Genomic DNA, 17784 nt, shown 5'->3' on the forward strand with positions numbered 1-17784 from the left:
TCAGTATGATAATTCATAAAAAAAAAGGAAACCTCTCGATTTCCTTTTTTTACTAATATATGTCTTGAAAACTATTCCTGATCTAAATCGGTAAGTTCTTTTTCTTCTCCAAATTTAAGCGAAACCAAAATTCCAACTAAAAGAGAAAGCGCGATAAATCCTAACGAAGCCCATTCCGGAATGTGAATCCATTCGTGCAATAGCATTTTTAATCCAACGAAACTTAAAATAGCAATTAAGCTGTATTCCAAATAACTGAATTTTGCCAGCATATTTGCCAGGAAAAAGTACATAGAACGTAAACCAAGAATCGCAAAAATATTCGAACTAAATACTAAAAACGGATCAGATGTAATCGCCAGAATCGCCGGAACACTGTCTACCGCAAAAAGAACATCCATAACTTCAATTACAATTAAAGCAACGAATAGAGGCGTAGCGGCTTTTTTTCCTTTTTCGGTTAAAATAAAAAACTTCTCATGATCGAATTCAGAAGTAATCGGAATAACTTTTCCTAACGTTTTATAGACAAATGAATCTTTTGGCTGAAAATCTTCGTCATCGCCTGAAAACAACATTTTTATCGCTGTAAATAATAAGAATCCACCAAACAAATACGTTGTCCATGTAAATTTATTGATCAGCATTACGCCAAAGAAAATCATTAATCCGCGGAAAACCACAGCACCAATAATTCCCCAGAATAAAACACGGTGTTGGTATTTTTGAGGTATTTTGAAAGAAGCGAAAATAATGGCAATAACAAATATGTTATCAACGCTTAAAGAAAGTTCGATTAAATAACCCGTAATAAACTTCATAGAAGCTACGGCAGGTTTTAGTTTATCAGGATTTGCAATATAATCTGTAGTATAAAGCCAGTAGATTACGCCGGAAAACAAAAACGAAAGAGTAACCCAAATTAAAGTCCATTTGCTTGCTTCTTTGGTACTAATAATATGAGGGTTTTTGTTGAAAACGCCCAAGTCTAAAGCAAGAATAAGAACGACGCCTACTAAAAATAAAATCCAGACCATTATAAGATATTTTTTAAATGATTTACAAAGATAAGTTTTGAAGCTTAACTTAAAAATTAATTATTAGAAAATTACTGTCAAATTTAGTTAAGGTTTCAATCAAAACAATATGGCACTTCGACTTCGCTCAGTGTGACAAACAAGACACAAAAAAAAGTGCCATCAAAATTGACGGCACTTTTAATATAATTTGAAGCTTCGAATTATAGCGCTGATTTAACAGTTTTGATAATTCTTGCAGCGATTTTGTATGGATCACCGTTTGAAGCTGGTCTTCTGTCTTCTAACCAACCTTTCCATCCTTTTTGAACAGTCATTAAAGGAATTCTGATAGAACATCCTCTGTCTGAAACTCCATAAGAGAAATCGTGAATAGATGCAGTTTCGTGTTTACCAGTTAAACGTTGGTCGTTGTAAGCACCGTAAACCGCGATATGCTCAGCAGTAACAGGACGGAAAGCTTCACAAATTCTTTCGTAAGTTGCCTGGTCTCCACATGTTCTTAACACCTCATTAGAGAAGTTAGCGTGCATTCCAGAACCATTCCAGTCAGTATCTCCAAGAGGTTTTGGGTGATATTCGATATAGTAACCATATTTTTCAGTCAAACGATCTAAAAGGTAACGTGCAACCCAGATTTCGTCTCCGGCTTTTTTAGCACCTTTAGCGAATAATTGGAATTCCCATTGTCCGCAGGCAACTTCCTGGTTAATACCTTCAAAGTTAATTCCGGCAGCGATACATAAATCAGCATGTTCTTCTACTAATTTTCTTCCGTGTGTGTTTTTTCCACCTACAGAGCAGTAGTACATACCTTGTGGAGCAGGATAACCTCCAACAGGGAAACCTAATGGCAATAAAGTTTTAGTATCCATGATGAAATATTCTTGTTCGAAACCAAACCAGAAATCACCATCATCATCAATAGTAGCTCTACCGTTTGAAGCATGTGGAGTACCATCAGCATACATAACTTCTGTCATTACCAACCATCCGTTAATACGTGTTGGATCCGGATATATTGCAACAGGAACTAATAAACAGTCAGATGAACCACCTTCAGCTTGTTTTGTTGATGAACCATCAAATGACCAGTTTCCAAGTTCTTCTAATGTTCCTTTGAAATTTTCGTGTTCTTCAACTTTAGTTTTACTTCTAAGATTTTGAGTTGGTTCATATCCATCTAACCAAATGTACTCTAACTTAATTTTAGCCATAATAATATAAATTTATTTTTTTTGTTTTTTTCGCTGGGTCAAATATAGATTTATTTTTTTAGTCCTAAAAATTAGGGGGCTATTTTGTTTATCGGACTATAATTTTTTAGAGAAGCGCAATTTTGACAGGGGTATATTTTGAAAAAAGTAATTTTTAACGCCTTAAAAAAATAAATTCGTAATAATTATGGAATATTTTTGAATTTATAGGTTAAGAAATTATGAAAAATTGTTTATTTAATGAATAATACCTTATGTTTTTGTTATATTTCTTCAATACAAATTCATTATTCTTTGTAAAATGCTTCATCTGTTGAAAAATCGTCGTATAAAATTCTAATATTTATCTTTCAGACAGGCTCATTTATTGTTTATATTTGTTGTTCTTTTTTCAGTAAAATAAGTACGAATTTTTAAAAATTATATACATGTCAACATTACGTTTCCAAGCTTTAAAAGAAGCTTCTACCAGAAAGCCGGTGCATTTTGAAGAAATTGATAGAAAGTCTAACATTTTTGGTTCAAATGTGTTTAATGAGAAAGCAATGAAGCAATATTTAACTTCAGATGCTTTGAAAGGAGTTAGAGACGCCATTCAGCACGGAACTAAAATAGACAGAAAACTGGCAGATTATATCGCCATGGGAATGAAAGAATGGGCTCTTGCCAAAGGCGTAACACATTACACACACTGGTTTCAGCCGCTTACAGGAACAACGGCAGAAAAACACGATGCTTTTTTTGAAACATCGTATGACGGAAGCGATCCTGTAGAAAAATTTGGCGGTGCACAATTAGTTCAGCAAGAACCGGATGCATCAAGTTTTCCGAATGGCGGAATCAGAAATACATTCGAAGCCAGAGGTTACACGGCTTGGGATCCAACTTCTCCGGCATTTATTTACGGAACAACATTATGTATTCCAACCGTTTTTATTGCATATACCGGTGAAGCATTAGATAATAAAATTCCGTTATTAAGAGCATTATCAGCAATGGATGAAGCGGCGACGGAAGTGTGCAGGTATTTTGATAAAAACGTTAAAAAAGTTACGGCGACTTTAGGCTGGGAGCAGGAATATTTTTTAATCGATAAAGCATTGGCAAATTCACGTCCGGATTTAATGATGACCGGAAGAACTTTATTAGGACATACTTCTGCAAAAGGGCAACAATTAGACGATCATTATTTTGGGTCAATTCCAACGCGTGCCTTAACATACATGAGAGATTTAGAGCAGGAATGTATGTTGTTGGGAATTCCGGTAAAAACACGTCATAACGAAGTTGCGCCAAACCAGTTTGAGTTAGCGCCAATTTTTGAAGAAACAAACCTTGCCGTAGATCATAACTCTTTATTGATGGATGTAATGCAAAGAGTGGCAGAACGTCATGATTTTAAAGTATTATTTCACGAAAAACCATTTAAAGGCGTAAACGGTTCAGGAAAACACAACAACTGGTCGCTGGCAACAGATACGGGAGTTAACTTGTTGAGTCCGAGTAAAACACCAATGAGTAATTTACAGTTTTTGACTTTCTTTATCAATACAATAAAAGCGGTAAACGATTACGAAACTTTATTAAGAGCGTCGATTGCAACAGCAAGTAATGATCACAGATTAGGAGCAAATGAAGCGCCGCCGGCAATTATCTCTGTATTTATTGGAGCACAATTAACAAAAGTTTTATCAGAGTTAGAAAGCGTAACAACCGGTAAATTATCTCCGGAAGAAAAAACAGATTTAAAATTAAACGTTGTTGGTAAAATTCCGGATGTACTTTTAGATAATACAGACAGAAACAGAACGTCGCCTTTTGCCTTTACAGGAAATAAATTTGAGTTTAGAGCTGTGGGATCCAATGCAAACTGCTCGAACGCAATGACAACGTTGAATGCTATTGTGGCAAAACAATTAAAAGATTTTAAAATAGAAGTAGACACTTTAATCGAGTCGAAAGACATGAAAAAAGACGATGCTATTTTTAATGTTTTAAGAGAATACATTAAACAATCTAAAAAAATACTTTTTGAAGGTGACGGTTATAGCGACGCCTGGGAAAAAGAAGCAGCAAAAAGAGGTTTAAGCAATTTTAAAACGACTCCGGAAGCCATTAAAGCTAAAGTTTCTAAACAAGCTCTGGATTTATTTGATGAATTAGGAATTCTGAATCATGTTGAAGCCGAAGCACGTTACGAAATTGAATTGGAAGAATACACTAAAAAAATTCAGATAGAAGGAAGAGTTTTGGGTGATATTTCAAGAAACCACGTAATTCCGACAGCAATTCGTTACCAAAATACCTTAATCGAAAACGTAAAAGGACTAAAGGAGATTTTTGGTAAAGAATTTGAAACCATTGCAAAAGAACAAATCGTATTAATTAAAGAAATATCAGGTCACATAGAAGGCATTAATTCTAAAGTATTGGCAATGACCAACGAAAGAAAAATTGCAAATCATTTAACAGATGCACAAGAAATGGCAGAAGCATATTGCAATAAAGTAAAACCTTATTTTGAAGATATTCGAAACCATTGCGATAAACTGGAGTTATTGGTTGACGACGAAAGCTGGACTTTGACTAAATACAGAGAATTACTGTTTACGAAATAAAGCTCGCAATTGTCATTCGACGAACGCAATTATTGTCATTTCGACCGTAGGGAGACCCGAGCGATAGCGAATAGGCGAAGCAAATCGCACTAGAAATTCCGTATAGCATGTCGCCAATCTTTGTAGAGTTACGTGTGCGATTTTTCCCTTCGCTCGAAATGACAAGATTATAAATGACATAAAATAATCCAAAGCCTGTCCTAAAAAGACAGGCTTTTTTTGTGATTATGCTAAAATAATGATCGTTGTGTCTTTATTTTAACAATCTATTAGGTTTATTTATAGAGAAATTGCAATAAGAAATATTTTTCCTACAGGTTAAAAAATAAAAAATAGCATTTCATCGAGATAGTTTCACATTTCATCGAAAAGAAGTTAATATATTGAAAAATAGGTGATTATAGATGATTTGTATTTCAGGAACTTTTCTAATTTTGAAATAAGAAATGAGAAAATAAAGATTTAAAATTTGTTTTCAAATGCTGTGAGATCCTTGATGAATTTTCCCCAAAATCACTTCGGCCTACATAATAAGTTGTATTAATAACCAATTAAATATATCTATTATGAAAAAAGTAATTTTAAGTATCTCCGCGATGCTTTTTGTTAGTGCATTTGGAAACGCACAAATTCTTCCGGGAACAATCGCTCCAAACACAAGTTATGTAAACCAGACAGGCGTAAGTCAGGATGCCTATGTTCATCAAATTGGAACTGCTCAAAGTTCCAGTGTAAAACAAATGGATTGGGATAATACTTCAAAAGTGTATCAAGGTGTAAATCCGGCTCAAATTACAGTTCTGGGCGTTAACATTTCTCACGACAACTTAGCAGAAGTAGTTCAGGACGGAGAACAAAACAATGCATTTATTTCTCAAAACAACTGGAGAAATAAAGCTTACCAAACTCAAACCGGAGACAAAAATGAGGCAACCATCTGGCAAGATGAAACAAATGTTTCTTATGGTCTATTTACCGGCAACCTAAAAGGGGAAGATAAAGCAACCCAAACACAAAACGGTAAATTTAACAAAGCAACAATTGATCAGGGAACAAGCGGAAACACTTTGCCAACTGCTTCAGTATTTACAGGAATGGCGCCTTTAACAACTTCAGTACCGGCTTCTCCTCATGGAAGAAACGAGGCTACACAAACACAAACAGGAAAATACGGCGAAGCTTATGCCAGTCAGGGAGGTTTGGATAACGAATCTAACCAAACTCAAACCAGCGGAGCTTTAGCAACTGCCGCTTCTAAAAATGTATCGAATCACTATCAATTTGGAAACGACAATTTGGCTAACTCTACTCAAACAGGTTACAGAAATGTTGAAAACGTATTACAGGAAGGTAACGGAAATCAATCTTATGGAACACAAACTGCCTTATCATTTCTTTCTACAGGAAACGCAAGTATTGTATTGCAGCAAGGTAATATGAATTTATCTAATGTGATTCAAAGTAATAACTAAGATTACTTAAAATAACCCATTGGGTGTAATCATAAAAATTTTAATTAAACACATAGAAACATAGATTTTATGTTTTTGGAAAAAGTAAATCAAAAGAAATTCGTTTCTCACACGTAGCTATACTTGTTAATGTAAGTGAAACGCCCTTTTTGAGTTCAATAGTTCTGTGTTTCTATGTGTTAAAAATAATTATACCCAATGTTTTAAAATAGAAAAAATGAAAACTAACGTATTACATATTTTTCTTTTAGTGCTTTTTTCTGTGTTTGTTAACGGACAGGAAAAAGTAGATGCTTCAGGTTTTAAACCTTACAGCTCATCAGTGTTTGATTCTAAAGACACCGCTTTAAGCATCGTATCATCTATGAATAAAAAAAACACAGATCAATTGCAATTAGAACAAGTACAGCAATTTTCGCAAGGCGTAATAATTCAGCAAATAGGCAATTACAATGCAGCAAGAACAGACGTTGAAGCGGCAAAAGTTACTGTTTCGGTTTTTCAAAAAGGAGACTTTAATAATCTGTTATTAGTCAAAGATGCCAGAACAATAACACAGGTGATAGCCCAAGAAGGTGAAAATAATAGTATTTCAGATTATTCTTTCAGAACCAATCTTGACATAAAAACAGAGATGATTCAAAATGGTAATAATCAGAAAATACAAAGTTATGGCTCAAATTCTATTTCAAAAGATATGAAAATTACACAAAACGGAAATGGAGATTCAGTCATTATTCTAAACAAATTAAACTAAACAAATGCAGTTTTTATTACGATACATCCTGAGTTTTTTGCTTGTCAGTACTGTTTTAACGGGACAGAATCCGGTTCCGCAAAATCAGGTAAAAGCAAAAATTGATGTAGAGAAAATAGAAGATAACTTTAAAATTACAGGTATGGCAGAAAACCTTACCGATGTTATTAAAAGTGCTTCATATAGATTATCTGTAATAAAAAATAATGATAAAAATAATAATCAGTCTAATAATGCCCAAATCGGGCTTTTTACACTGGAACCAAATGAAGTGAAAAAATTATCGACCACTCAGATAAATGTGAGTACAGATGATGAAGTGATTGTATTGCTATTGTTTTATGACGAAGACAAAGAAATAATAGCAAAAGACAGAGTGGTTCTGGGTGAAAAAAAAAAGATGATGTAATAATTATTCCCGTAGACGGATTTGAGTTAAAAGGTATCATAACTGATGATACAAAAACCAAAATGGGAAAAGACTTCTACGATAAGTATTATTACAAATACAATGATATTGGAATAAATGCAAAAAAAATAGTTGTAATAACCGAAGAATATAGTTTTGGAAGAAATACAAAAATAACCGTTTCCATAGAGAACACAGTTATCTATGATTTTTTAGTACGCCCGGACGATGAATTTCTTGAAGCTGTAGCTCAGGAATCAATCAACGCAACTATTTATTATTTGAAAGATTTAGAAAAACAACGCAAATATTTCACTCAGTATTAATTTTATTATTAAGGTCATGAAATTTATTTTAAGCCTCGTATTATTCTTTCTGCTTTCACCTTTTATCAGATCACAAGCATTGGTTTACAAACCCGTAAATCCTGCTTTTGGAGGTGATACTTTTAATTATCAGTGGCTCCTGAGCAGCGCTGAATCTCAAAATAAATTAAAAGATAATACAGCAGTAACACCACAAAAAACAGAACTGGAACAATTTAAAGCAAGTTTAAATGCCCAGTTATTAAGTCAGATTTCAAGCTCACTTTATAAACAGCAATTTGGAACAGATGGTTTGTCTGCCGGTTCGTACACATTTGGAAGTTATTCAGTCGATATATTTCCTTCGTCTGAAGGTTTATCGGTAAATATATTAGATACAAATACAGGAGAACAGACACAAGTAATCATTCCAAATAAACAATAATGAGAGTACATCACTACTTAATACTGTTATTCGCCTTTTTATTTTCAGGTTGCGGCGCTTTTTACAATCAGCCAACCGGAGTAGAAAAAGCAGTTTTGGGCGAAAGTACACCGGCAACTTCTCTATTAAAAGAACTTCCAAAACCAAAAGAACAAATTGTGGTTGGAGTTTATAAATTCAGGGATCAGACAGGACAATATAAACCTCAGGAAAACGGAAGCAATTTTAGTACAGCCGTAACCCAGGGCGCCACTTCGATTTTGCTAAAGGCGCTCGAAGATTCTAAATGGTTTATACCAATCGAGCGTGAAAATATTGGAAACTTACTGCAGGAACGAAACCTTATTCGATCTACAAGACAAGAGTATTCAAAAAATGCCAATCCAAACGAGCCACAATTAACACCGTTGTTATATGCGGGAGTTTTATTAGAAGGCGGCATTATTTCGTATGATTCAAATATTATCACAGGCGGTTTTGGAGCCCGATATTTTGGAGCCGGAGGTTCTGTTAAATACCGTCAGGATCGCGTTACGATTTATCTCAGAATGATTTCAACATCAAACGGAAAAATTTTAAAATCAGTTTACGTTTCAAAAACCATTTTATCTCAGGCAATCGACGAAAGTTTATTTAAATATGTCAATTTTAAAAGACTTCTGGAAGTAGAAACCGGTTATACCACAAACGAACCTGTACACATGGCGGTAACCGAAGCCATCGAAAAAGCCGTTGAATCGTTGGTTTTAGAAGGAATAAAAGACAATATCTGGGAAACTGACGCGCCAAAATGGCAAGTCGATAATTTATTAAAAGAGTATAATAAAGAAACCGAAACAGCCAATGCAACCGCACTTTACGGAAGATTATTAGAAAACCGAAGAAGCAAATTTGCCATTGAAATTTCCGGAGGCGCAACCTTAATGGATGGTGATTATCAGGATCCGCTTTTAAGACCTTTTGGGCGCGGTGCTTTAAAGTTTTTTATTTCACCCAGTTTTAATATCAGCGCATCGACAAATGTTGTAAATCTTGCCAATAAAAATTTACTCGATGTGGGTTACATTACTTACGATCTAAATCTCGAATATATTTTACTTCCGCGCGATCGTTTTACACCTTATATATATGCGGGCGGCGGACTCGGAACAAATAAAAAATTTGAAAACGAACATGGTAAATTTCAATACGGTTTAGGTCTTGAATATCTGGTTTCGAACAGGATTGGAATAAAATTATTTGCGGAACAAAATATTAATTTCAGCGATAATATCGATTATATAGAAACAGGAACCCGCGATGATTACTACTATAAATTCGGACTTGGACTGACGTATTATTTTGCCAAAAAGAAAAAATAACAAGTAAGAAATCAACATATTTCAAAGTAAAAAACGAAGTTTTAATTTAAAAACAAATTAATAATGAAGTATTTATACAAAATAGCCAGCGTACTTTTTTTATTGTTTTTGATTTCATGTAGTGAAGAAAAAATAGGAGATTCTGAATTTGGTACCGTTACCGGAAGAGTCGTTACGGCAGACACTTTTGAACCTTTAGAAAACGTAAAAGTATTATCGAGCCCGGCAACAAGTACCGTATTTACAGATGCCGATGGAAAATTCACGATTCCGAATGTAAAAGTAGGCGAATATTCCTTTCAGGCTCAAAAAGACGAATATGTAGCAAAATTTGAAGCCGTAACCATAACAGCAAATAACACTTCAGAGATTGTTTTTGAACTCTCAAAATCAACAGCAAATAATAAACCGCCAACAGTTCCGGTATTAGTAAATCCCGTTGATAATTCTACAGCTCAGGATGTTGCGATAGATTTAACGTGGACAGTTACAGATCCTGATAATGACGAATTAACATATACCGTATCGCTTAGAAATGATAATAACAGCGAAGTAAAAATGTATGAAGCCGTAAAAGACAAAAAACTAGCCTTGAAAGATCTTTTATTTGGTGTAAAATATTATTGGCAGGTTACGGTAAACGACGGAATAAATACGTCGGTTTTAAGCCCAATTGGTGCTTTTACCACAATTTCGTTCCCGGCAACAAGGCATTTGTTTGTAAAAAAAATAAACGATAACAATGTAATTTTTACTGCCGATGATGCCGGAAAACAATATCAGCTGACAAGTTCAGATAAAAATTCCTGGCGTCCAAGAAGAAACAATCAGTCAAAAAAAATAGCTTTTATAGCAGCAACCGGTTCTCAAAATGATATTTATACCATGAATTTTGACGGAACAGAAATGAAGCGCATTACAAATTCAGTTCCCATTGCAGGGTTTAATTCAGATTATATTGGATATTCCTGGAACGCATCAGGAAATGAATTTATATATCCAAACTTTGATAAACTATACAAAATCAATAGTGACGGCAGCGGTTTAACAAAAATATTTCAGACACCAAACGGTAAATTTATATCGGAATGCGACTGGAGCGCCGACGGATCTAAAATTGCACTCAAAGTAAATGACGCAAACGGGTATAATGCCGAAATTTATGTCATTAATCCGTCAGGAGTAATAACAACAATCATTGTTTCAGGAGAAAACGGAGCAATTGGAGGATTGAACTTTTCCGTAACCGGTTTAAAATTAGTGTATACAAAAGATATTTCAGGATTTGAAAACGCAGCGTACCGACAATTAGATTCGAGAATTTTTGAATATAATTTTCTAACTTCTGCTTCTTATCAAATTATCACCGATAAAGCAACAGGAACAAACGATCTTGATGTTAGGTATTCTCCAAACGAATCTGAATTGATTTTTACCAACACATCCAACGATGGAATTTCAATAAAAAATACGGTAAAAACTGGTATCGGAGTTGCAAATTCAAGGACTGTGTTGTTTTCAGGAACTTCGATGCCGGATTGGGAATAATTTTTAATTATCTTTGCACCACATCAACACAAACTAATTTTCATGAGTTCAGATTCTAGCAAAAGGTACGCACAAAGAGGTGTTTCGGCATCAAAAGAAGACGTACACAACGCCATAAAAAATATTGACAAAGGTTTATTCCCACAAGCATTCTGCAAAATTGTTCCTGATTATCTTACTCAGGATTCTGATCATTGCTTAATTATGCATGCAGATGGAGCCGGTACAAAATCGTCTTTGGCGTATATGTACTGGAAAGAAACCGGAGACATTTCTGTTTGGAAAGGAATTGCTCAGGATGCTTTAATCATGAATATCGACGATTTATTATGTGTTGGCGCAACCGATAATATTTTGCTTTCATCCACTATTGGAAGAAATAAAAATCTAATTCCTGCAGAAGTTATTTCAGCAATTATCAACGGAACCGAAGAATTAATCAACGAACTTAAATCTTTTGGCGTAACGATTCATTCAACCGGAGGAGAAACTGCCGATGTTGGCGATGTAGTGCGTACCATAATTGTAGATTCAACCGTAACAGCCCGCATGAAACGCAGCGATGTTGTAGATAATGCAAACATTAAAGCCGGTGATGTAATTGTTGGTTTGGCATCTTTTGGTCAGGCGACTTACGAAAAAAGTTATAATGGCGGAATGGGAAGTAATGGTTTAACATCTGCACGTCATGACGTTTTTAGTAAATATTTAGCTAAAAAATATCCTGAAAGTTACGATGCACTTGTTCCCGAAGAATTAATTTATTCAGGTCAGGTAAATTTAACCGATGCCGTAGAAAACAGCCCAATAAACGCAGGTCAGTTAGTACTTTCTCCAACAAGAACTTACGCACCAATTATCAAGAAAATTTTAGATAAATATACACCAAACGATATTCACGGAATGGTGCATTGCAGCGGTGGAGCGCAAACTAAAATTTTACATTTCGTTCAGAATTTACATATTATAAAAGATAATTTATTTCCCGTTCCGCCATTATTTAAACTAATTCAGGAACAATCAAAAACCGATTGGAAAGAAATGTATCAGGTTTTCAATTGCGGTCACCGTATGGAAATTTACGTTCCCGAAAATATTGCTCAGGATATTATTGCGATTTCAAAATCATTCAATGTCGATGCACAAATCGTAGGTAGAGTAGAAGCGGCCGATGCCAAGAAACTGACAATTACCAGCGAATATGGAACATTCGAGTATTAGTCTTTTGAGTTACAAAGTTACAAAGTTACAAAGTTACAAAGTTACAAAGGTTTTATCTACTGGAGTTTACGCAGAACTTTTTTATTAATAATTAGCTTTTTTTAGGAGCTAATCCCGCTATTCGTTACAATCTTTTATCCGCCGCGGCGGACAAAAGGATTTTCACTACTATCGGGGCTAAAAACACCAGTTATGTACGAATTACTTTTTTGGAGATATTTAGATGAAATTTATTTAAATCATCATGAAGTCTACGAGGCACTTGTTGAAAAAGAAGAAGTTGAAGGTCTTGAAACACTTCCTGTTCAGGTAATTTTAAATAGAATAGCATCTGTTTTTTCTCAATGGGAAAAAGTCGATGAAAACAGCTGGAAAAATACTTCAGGAAAAGGAGCTTTTCAGGTAATCACAACTCCGCAAAGTATCAAAATCGATTGTTACGGCACCGAAGGTAAAACCATGAATCAATTGGTTAGTGTAATGGAAGAATTCAAATGCCCGCTTTATGATCCGCAAATTCCGGAACGTTATGATGAAATGAGTGAATAAATTTGTTTCACTAAAAGTGAAATTTTATTGATTATTTCAGAATTATAAACATAAAAGCCTCTAATTAATAGAGGCTTTTATGTTTATAGTCTAAAGGAATAGTGTACTAAATATTCAACTATTTCCAAATAATATCGTTTTTCATAATATTTCGTTTTGAAGTATAAATTTACTCTTTTAAATATGACTTTAGTTCTAAATAATGTTAAAGTTTTCGCCAGAATCAAAACGCCCGGCTCTTATAGTATTTTTTACATCAGTATATTTTTGAACATGTACAAGTCTTCTTCCGCTTTTAGAATGTATACAATCAATTTGTAATTCCAGATATTCTTTTTTTCCATCCCAAAGATTTTCCAAATCTTCATCAATTAACATCTGAACACAATTATTGTGAATTTCTTTATTTTTTCTCCATTTGCCCGGAATATTCTTAAAGTCATATCTTTTAAGTTTTAGTTCTTTACCACTGAAATTTTTGCCGCTTCCATGAATATAATCTTCTATTAGGAACAGGTTTATAGATATGTTTTCGATATCTGAATACGTTTTGTTTATAAATTTAAAGTAATATCTTGTTTTACTTTCATTATTAAAAACTTCAACTTCTTTACAAATAATACTGCATGTTTTGATATTAGGCTTAAATATTCGAAGAGCCAAATAAAATATTAAACAAGATAACACTCCTGTAAATAAGGCGATTAATAAATCGTACCAAACAGTTTCTCCGAATCCCTTTTCTGATGCTATTTCTGCGGCTAATAAAATATTCAAAAATTGTAATTTAAAATAATTGCAATAATACAAATAAAGAAAGAAAAAGCTTATATTATATAGAGTAACTTTTAAAGATATTATATTAAACACGATGAAATTTTCTTCCTTTTAAATTTTTCAAATATCTTTACGACTCTCATCTGAGCTGAAAAATAAGATTTTCTTGAACACAATAAACAAAAGATTTAGAATTATGAATACAGATTTCAATTCCAATTTCTCAGATAAGACTATTTTAGAAGACGATTTAGTTTTATTGCGTCCTTTGCAAGAATCAGATGTCGACAATTTATTAGAAATCTCCATCAACGAACCAGAAACCTGGAAATATTCATTAGTCGGAGCAGAGGGAAAAGAGAATTTGATTAATTATATTCAATCAGCTATAAAAGCGAGAGAAACCCAAAAGGAATTTCCGTTTATAGTTTTCGATAAAAAATCTCAAAAATATGCAGGTTCAACACGTTTTTACGATATAAATTTAGAATATAAAACCCTGCAATTAGGATATACTTGGTACGGATCTGCTTTTAGAGGAACCGGACTTAACAAACATTGTAAATTTTTATTACTTCAATTTGCTTTCGAAACCCTCGAATTGGAGCGCGTAGAATTCCGTGCCGATAATAACAACGAACGCAGCATCGCCGCCATGAAAAGCATAGGCTGCAAAGTCGAAGGCGTTTTGCGAAGTATTATGCCAACCAGGAATGGAGACATTCGTCGTGATTCTATTGTTTTAAGTATCCTGAAAAACGAATGGTTTGATGCCGTAAAAGAAAACTTAAAGCAAAAGCTTTAAATTTAATTCATCTACCCATCTTTTAACAACAACCCTTGTTCCTTTCTTATTTTTGCCACCAAATTATCAACATACATTTTTATTTTCTGCGGAAGCGAATTCCAATTTTTATCTTTTTTAAAACTTCTACAATAGTCTAAGTCACATTCGACAGCACGAATTACATACTTTTGATTTTTGTATACAGTAATAATTTTTACACGTCTTATATCACTATTTTCATCTCTTGTTCCGTAAACAATTACAGGTTCAATATAACCATCGCCATCAAGATCTTTGGTACTACAGTATTTTGTCCAGAACCAGATTGTAGTTTCTGCTTGAATATTTTCAGTAAGATCATTAATTCTCCATTTTTCAAGAAAACCGCCATGATCGTTCATGCCACAAATCGCCTGAATCTTAGTGTTAAGAATGTCTTTTTTAGAAATGTTATTTTGATTTTCGCACAAAACCAACTCATAAACTCCGCCTTTATCCTGATATTCATATGCTTTATAAATAGGAAAATCAGACAAACCATCAACTTCACGTTGTTTTATTTGTTCTTTATTTAAAATAGAACTGGATACTTTCTGCGAAAAGCTAAAAGAGAAAACTAAAAGAAATAAAAAGAAAAGCAGTTTTTTCATGTGGCGTATAAATTATAGATCAAAGATATTCAAAAGCTTTTCAGTTTAAGATTTTTTAAAACTCCATTTTTATTGTAATTTTCTATCGCAAATTCAAATCTTTTGATTTGATGAAATAATAATAAAAATCACCACATGAATATTGTAAATAAAAAAACAATTCTTTTCGGACTATCGGTTCTATTATTTGGTTTTTCGACTAAAACAAACGCACAAAAGAAAACAGATAATCCCAAAAATCTTATTCAATATGTTGATCCAATGATTGGTACCGCCAAAATGGGACATACATATCCGGGCGCAACAGTTCCGTTTGGAAGTGTGCAGTTAAGCCCTGAAACAGACACAATTGCCTACGGTTTAAACGGAAAATACAATGGCGAAGTTTACAAATATTGTGCAGGATATCAGTACGAAGACAAAACAATTGTAGGTTTTAGCCACACACATTTTAGCGGAACAGGACATTCTGATCTTGGTGATTTCTTAATTATGCCAACAACCGGAAAATTGCAATTGAATCCCGGAGTGGCTTCAAAACCGTTATCGGGTTATCGATCAGCGTTTTCTCATGCGACAGAAAAAGCAGAACCTGCTTATTACAGCGTACATCTTGAAGATCATAATATTAAAGCTGAACTAACAGCAACAACACGAGTGGGAATGCATCAATATACATTTCCAAAGTCTGACGAAGCGCATATTATTCTGGATTTAACTTCCGGAATTTACAATTACGATAAAAAGAATGTCTGGACATTTGTTCGTGTAGAAAACGATACTTTAATTACAGGATATCGCCAGACAAATGGCTGGGCAAGAACCAGAACCGTTTATTTTGCAATGTCTTTTAGCAAACCAATTAAAAGTTACGGACAAGCAGCACAGGAAAAAAGTGTGTACAGAGGTTTTTGGGGAAGGTTTGATCAGACAAAAAATTTCCCGGAAATGGCAGGTCAAAACTTAAAATTATTTTTTGATTTTAATACCGAAGAAGGAGAAAAAATCAAAATAAAAATGGCTTTATCGCCTGTAAGTTCTGCCGGAGCGCTTGAGAATATGGAAAAAGAAGTTCCGGGTTGGGATTTCGAAAAAGTAAAAAGGCAAAGTCAGGAAATTTGGAACAAAGAATTGAACAAAATTCAAATTGAAACCATTCAGAAAGAAGATTTAGTTAATTTTTATACCGCAATGTATCACGCCTTTTTAGGACCAACAGAATACATGGATTTAGACGGAAATTATAAAGGTTTAGATATGAATATTCATAAAGCCGAAAATTTTAAAAATTACACAAGTTATTCTCTTTGGGATACTTACAGAGCTTTACATCCATTATTTAATATTTTACAGCCAGCCAGAAACTCAGATATGATCAGTTCAATGTTAGCGCATTCAGATCAAAGTGTGCATAAAATGCTGCCAATCTGGTCGCATTATGCCAATGAAAACTGGTGTATGATTGGGTATCATTCTGTTTCAGTAGTTGCCGATGCAATCGTAAAAGGCAATACCAATTTTGATCCTGAAAAAGCACTTCAGGCTTGTGTGAACACGGCAAAAGTTCCATATTATGACGGTTTGGAGTATTATATGAAAATGGGATATGTTCCCGAAGATAAAAACGGTTCTTCGGTTTCTAAAACGTTAGAATACGCTTATGATGATTGGGCAATTGCTCAGGCAGCCAAGAAATTAGGCAAAACTGAAATCTATAATGAATTTATCGAAAGATCTAAAAATTATAAAAACGTTTACGATGCCAAAACAGGTTTTATGCGTCCTAAGTTAAATGATGGAACTTTCAAAAAAGAATTTGATCCGTTAGACACACACGGACAAGGTTTTATCGAAGGAAATTCATGGAATTACAGTTTATATGTGCCACAAGATCCTGCAGAAATGATTAAAATGATGGGCGGAAACGACAAATTTAATGTTCGATTAGATTCATTATTCAGCATGCATTTGCCCGATAAATATTTTGAAAATACAGAAGATATTACAAGAGAAGGAATTATTGGGAATTATGTACATGGAAATGAACCTTCACATCATGTTGTATATTTATACGATTGGACAAATTCGCCTTGGAAAGCACAAGATAAAATTAGAATGATCCTGAAAAAAATGTACAGAAACGGAGCTGACGGTTTAGGCGGAAATGACGATTTTGGACAAATGAGTGCCTGGTATATTTTTAGCAGTTTAGGATTTTATCCCGTTGCACCGGGTTCTGATGAATATGCATTGGGAAGTCCGTTGGTTAAAAAAGCTCTTTTTAATTTAGAAAACGGAAAGAATTTTGAAGTCGAAACCGTAAATCAATCCGATAAAAATGTCTTTGTCAGTAAAGTTTTGTTGAATGGAAAACAATTAGATAAACCTTTCCTAAAACATTCTGATGTAATAAATGGCGGAAAAATTACTTTTTATATGACTAATAAACCGAATAAGAAAAATTATTAAGTTTTACGAGCCAAACCTAACAGGTTTTAAAAACCTGTTAGGTTTCTTTATGTTAAGTATTGAGCAGATTTAGAAAATCTTTTTAATTCTTTTAATCTGTGGCAAAAAAAATAATAAAAAAGAATAATAACGAAGTTTGCAAAAACTTCACGAAATTTGCAT

Annotated in this window: 16 protein-coding genes; 12 read left to right on the forward strand and 4 right to left on the reverse strand. The window is 33.8% G+C overall.

Features of this window, described 5'->3' with window-relative positions; translation table 11 throughout:
* Nucleotides 1–71 precede the first annotated feature (71 nt).
* Both OLM54_RS01505 and OLM54_RS01510 read right to left on the reverse strand, forming a co-directional pair.
* Nucleotides 72–1040, reverse strand: coding sequence for a TerC family protein (locus tag OLM54_RS01505; RefSeq protein WP_264538599.1), 969 nt, complete (start codon nucleotides 1038–1040; stop codon nucleotides 72–74).
* Nucleotides 1041–1240: 200 nt separating this feature from the next.
* Nucleotides 1241–2254, reverse strand: a complete 1014-nt coding sequence (locus tag OLM54_RS01510; RefSeq protein WP_115847512.1) for a glutamine synthetase beta-grasp domain-containing protein — start codon at nucleotides 2252–2254, stop codon at nucleotides 1241–1243.
* Between the two features lie 428 nt (nucleotides 2255–2682).
* Between OLM54_RS01510 and OLM54_RS01515 the strand changes: the two genes are divergently transcribed.
* From OLM54_RS01515 to OLM54_RS01560, 10 genes are all read left to right on the forward strand, one after another.
* Complete coding sequence (locus OLM54_RS01515) at nucleotides 2683–4872, forward strand: glutamine synthetase III (RefSeq protein ID WP_264536850.1); 2190 nt, start codon at nucleotides 2683–2685, stop codon at nucleotides 4870–4872.
* 566 nt (nucleotides 4873–5438) lie between these two features.
* Complete coding sequence (locus OLM54_RS01520; RefSeq protein ID WP_264536851.1) at nucleotides 5439–6344, forward strand: hypothetical protein; 906 nt, start codon at nucleotides 5439–5441, stop codon at nucleotides 6342–6344.
* Nucleotides 6345–6561: 217 nt separating this feature from the next.
* Complete coding sequence (locus OLM54_RS01525; RefSeq protein ID WP_264536852.1) at nucleotides 6562–7101, forward strand: hypothetical protein; 540 nt, start codon at nucleotides 6562–6564, stop codon at nucleotides 7099–7101.
* Between the two features lie 4 nt (nucleotides 7102–7105).
* Nucleotides 7106–7510, forward strand: a complete 405-nt coding sequence (gene csgH, locus OLM54_RS01530; protein ID WP_264536853.1) for a curli-like amyloid fiber formation chaperone CsgH — start codon at nucleotides 7106–7108, stop codon at nucleotides 7508–7510.
* A 38-nt stretch (nucleotides 7511–7548) separates the two neighbouring features.
* Complete coding sequence (locus OLM54_RS01535) at nucleotides 7549–7836, forward strand: CsgE family curli-type amyloid fiber assembly protein (RefSeq protein WP_264538600.1); 288 nt, start codon at nucleotides 7549–7551, stop codon at nucleotides 7834–7836.
* Between the two features lie 16 nt (nucleotides 7837–7852).
* Complete coding sequence (locus OLM54_RS01540; protein ID WP_264536854.1) at nucleotides 7853–8260, forward strand: curli production assembly/transport component CsgF; 408 nt, start codon at nucleotides 7853–7855, stop codon at nucleotides 8258–8260.
* Nucleotides 8260–9621, forward strand: a complete 1362-nt coding sequence (locus tag OLM54_RS01545; RefSeq protein ID WP_264536855.1) for a CsgG/HfaB family protein — start codon at nucleotides 8260–8262, stop codon at nucleotides 9619–9621. The genes OLM54_RS01540 and OLM54_RS01545 overlap by 1 nt, the downstream gene beginning before the upstream one ends.
* Before the next feature lie 63 nt (nucleotides 9622–9684).
* A complete protein-coding gene (locus OLM54_RS01550; RefSeq protein ID WP_264536856.1) occupies nucleotides 9685–11169 on the forward strand; it encodes a carboxypeptidase regulatory-like domain-containing protein in 1485 nt (494 codons plus the stop codon).
* A 42-nt stretch (nucleotides 11170–11211) separates the two neighbouring features.
* Entirely contained in the window at nucleotides 11212–12390 is a 1179-nt protein-coding gene (locus tag OLM54_RS01555; protein WP_264536857.1) for an AIR synthase related protein, read from the forward strand.
* A gap of 192 nt (nucleotides 12391–12582) precedes the next feature.
* A complete protein-coding gene (locus tag OLM54_RS01560; protein ID WP_264536858.1) occupies nucleotides 12583–12939 on the forward strand; it encodes a hypothetical protein in 357 nt (118 codons plus the stop codon).
* A 195-nt stretch (nucleotides 12940–13134) separates the two neighbouring features.
* Here OLM54_RS01560 and OLM54_RS01565 read toward each other — a convergent pair whose 3' ends face one another.
* The gene (locus OLM54_RS01565) at nucleotides 13135–13716 is read right to left on the reverse strand and encodes a hypothetical protein (protein WP_264536859.1); all 582 of its coding nucleotides are present in this window, start codon (nucleotides 13714–13716) and stop codon (nucleotides 13135–13137) included.
* Between the two features lie 196 nt (nucleotides 13717–13912).
* On the opposite strand from OLM54_RS01565, the gene OLM54_RS01570 reads away from it, so the two are divergent.
* Nucleotides 13913–14521: a GNAT family N-acetyltransferase gene (locus OLM54_RS01570; RefSeq protein ID WP_264536860.1), complete on the forward strand. Its 609-nt coding sequence runs from the start codon at nucleotides 13913–13915 to the stop codon at nucleotides 14519–14521.
* A gap of 11 nt (nucleotides 14522–14532) precedes the next feature.
* Here OLM54_RS01570 and OLM54_RS01575 read toward each other — a convergent pair whose 3' ends face one another.
* The gene (locus OLM54_RS01575; RefSeq protein WP_264536861.1) at nucleotides 14533–15153 is read right to left on the reverse strand and encodes a M949_RS01915 family surface polysaccharide biosynthesis protein; all 621 of its coding nucleotides are present in this window, start codon (nucleotides 15151–15153) and stop codon (nucleotides 14533–14535) included.
* A 135-nt stretch (nucleotides 15154–15288) separates the two neighbouring features.
* On the opposite strand from OLM54_RS01575, the gene OLM54_RS01580 reads away from it, so the two are divergent.
* Entirely contained in the window at nucleotides 15289–17622 is a 2334-nt protein-coding gene (locus OLM54_RS01580; protein ID WP_264536862.1) for a GH92 family glycosyl hydrolase, read from the forward strand.
* Nucleotides 17623–17784 lie beyond the last annotated feature (162 nt).

This window comes from Flavobacterium sp. N1736, assembly GCF_025947065.1.
In the GTDB taxonomy this organism is placed as follows: domain Bacteria; phylum Bacteroidota; class Bacteroidia; order Flavobacteriales; family Flavobacteriaceae; genus Flavobacterium.

Bases quoted from the DNA above. Each gene is read 5' to 3' on its own strand.
- OLM54_RS01515 (WP_264536850.1), top strand. From the start codon at position 2,683: ATGTCAACATTACGTTTCCAAGCTTTAAAAGAAGCTTCTACCAGAAAG.
- OLM54_RS01520 (WP_264536851.1), top strand. From the start codon at position 5,439: ATGAAAAAAGTAATTTTAAGTATCTCCGCGATGCTTTTTGTTAGTGCA.
- OLM54_RS01540 (WP_264536854.1), top strand. From the start codon at position 7,853: ATGAAATTTATTTTAAGCCTCGTATTATTCTTTCTGCTTTCACCTTTT.
- OLM54_RS01550 (WP_264536856.1), top strand. From the start codon at position 9,685: ATGAAGTATTTATACAAAATAGCCAGCGTACTTTTTTTATTGTTTTTG.
- OLM54_RS01555 (WP_264536857.1), top strand. From the start codon at position 11,212: ATGAGTTCAGATTCTAGCAAAAGGTACGCACAAAGAGGTGTTTCGGCA.
- csgH (WP_264536853.1), top strand. From the start codon at position 7,106: ATGCAGTTTTTATTACGATACATCCTGAGTTTTTTGCTTGTCAGTACT.
- OLM54_RS01575 (WP_264536861.1), bottom strand. From the start codon at position 15,153: ATGAAAAAACTGCTTTTCTTTTTATTTCTTTTAGTTTTCTCTTTTAGC.
- OLM54_RS01560 (WP_264536858.1), top strand. From the start codon at position 12,583: ATGTACGAATTACTTTTTTGGAGATATTTAGATGAAATTTATTTAAAT.
- OLM54_RS01510 (WP_115847512.1), bottom strand. From the start codon at position 2,254: ATGGCTAAAATTAAGTTAGAGTACATTTGGTTAGATGGATATGAACCA.
- OLM54_RS01580 (WP_264536862.1), top strand. From the start codon at position 15,289: ATGAATATTGTAAATAAAAAAACAATTCTTTTCGGACTATCGGTTCTA.
- OLM54_RS01570 (WP_264536860.1), top strand. From the start codon at position 13,913: ATGAATACAGATTTCAATTCCAATTTCTCAGATAAGACTATTTTAGAA.
- OLM54_RS01545 (WP_264536855.1), top strand. From the start codon at position 8,260: ATGAGAGTACATCACTACTTAATACTGTTATTCGCCTTTTTATTTTCA.
- OLM54_RS01525 (WP_264536852.1), top strand. From the start codon at position 6,562: ATGAAAACTAACGTATTACATATTTTTCTTTTAGTGCTTTTTTCTGTG.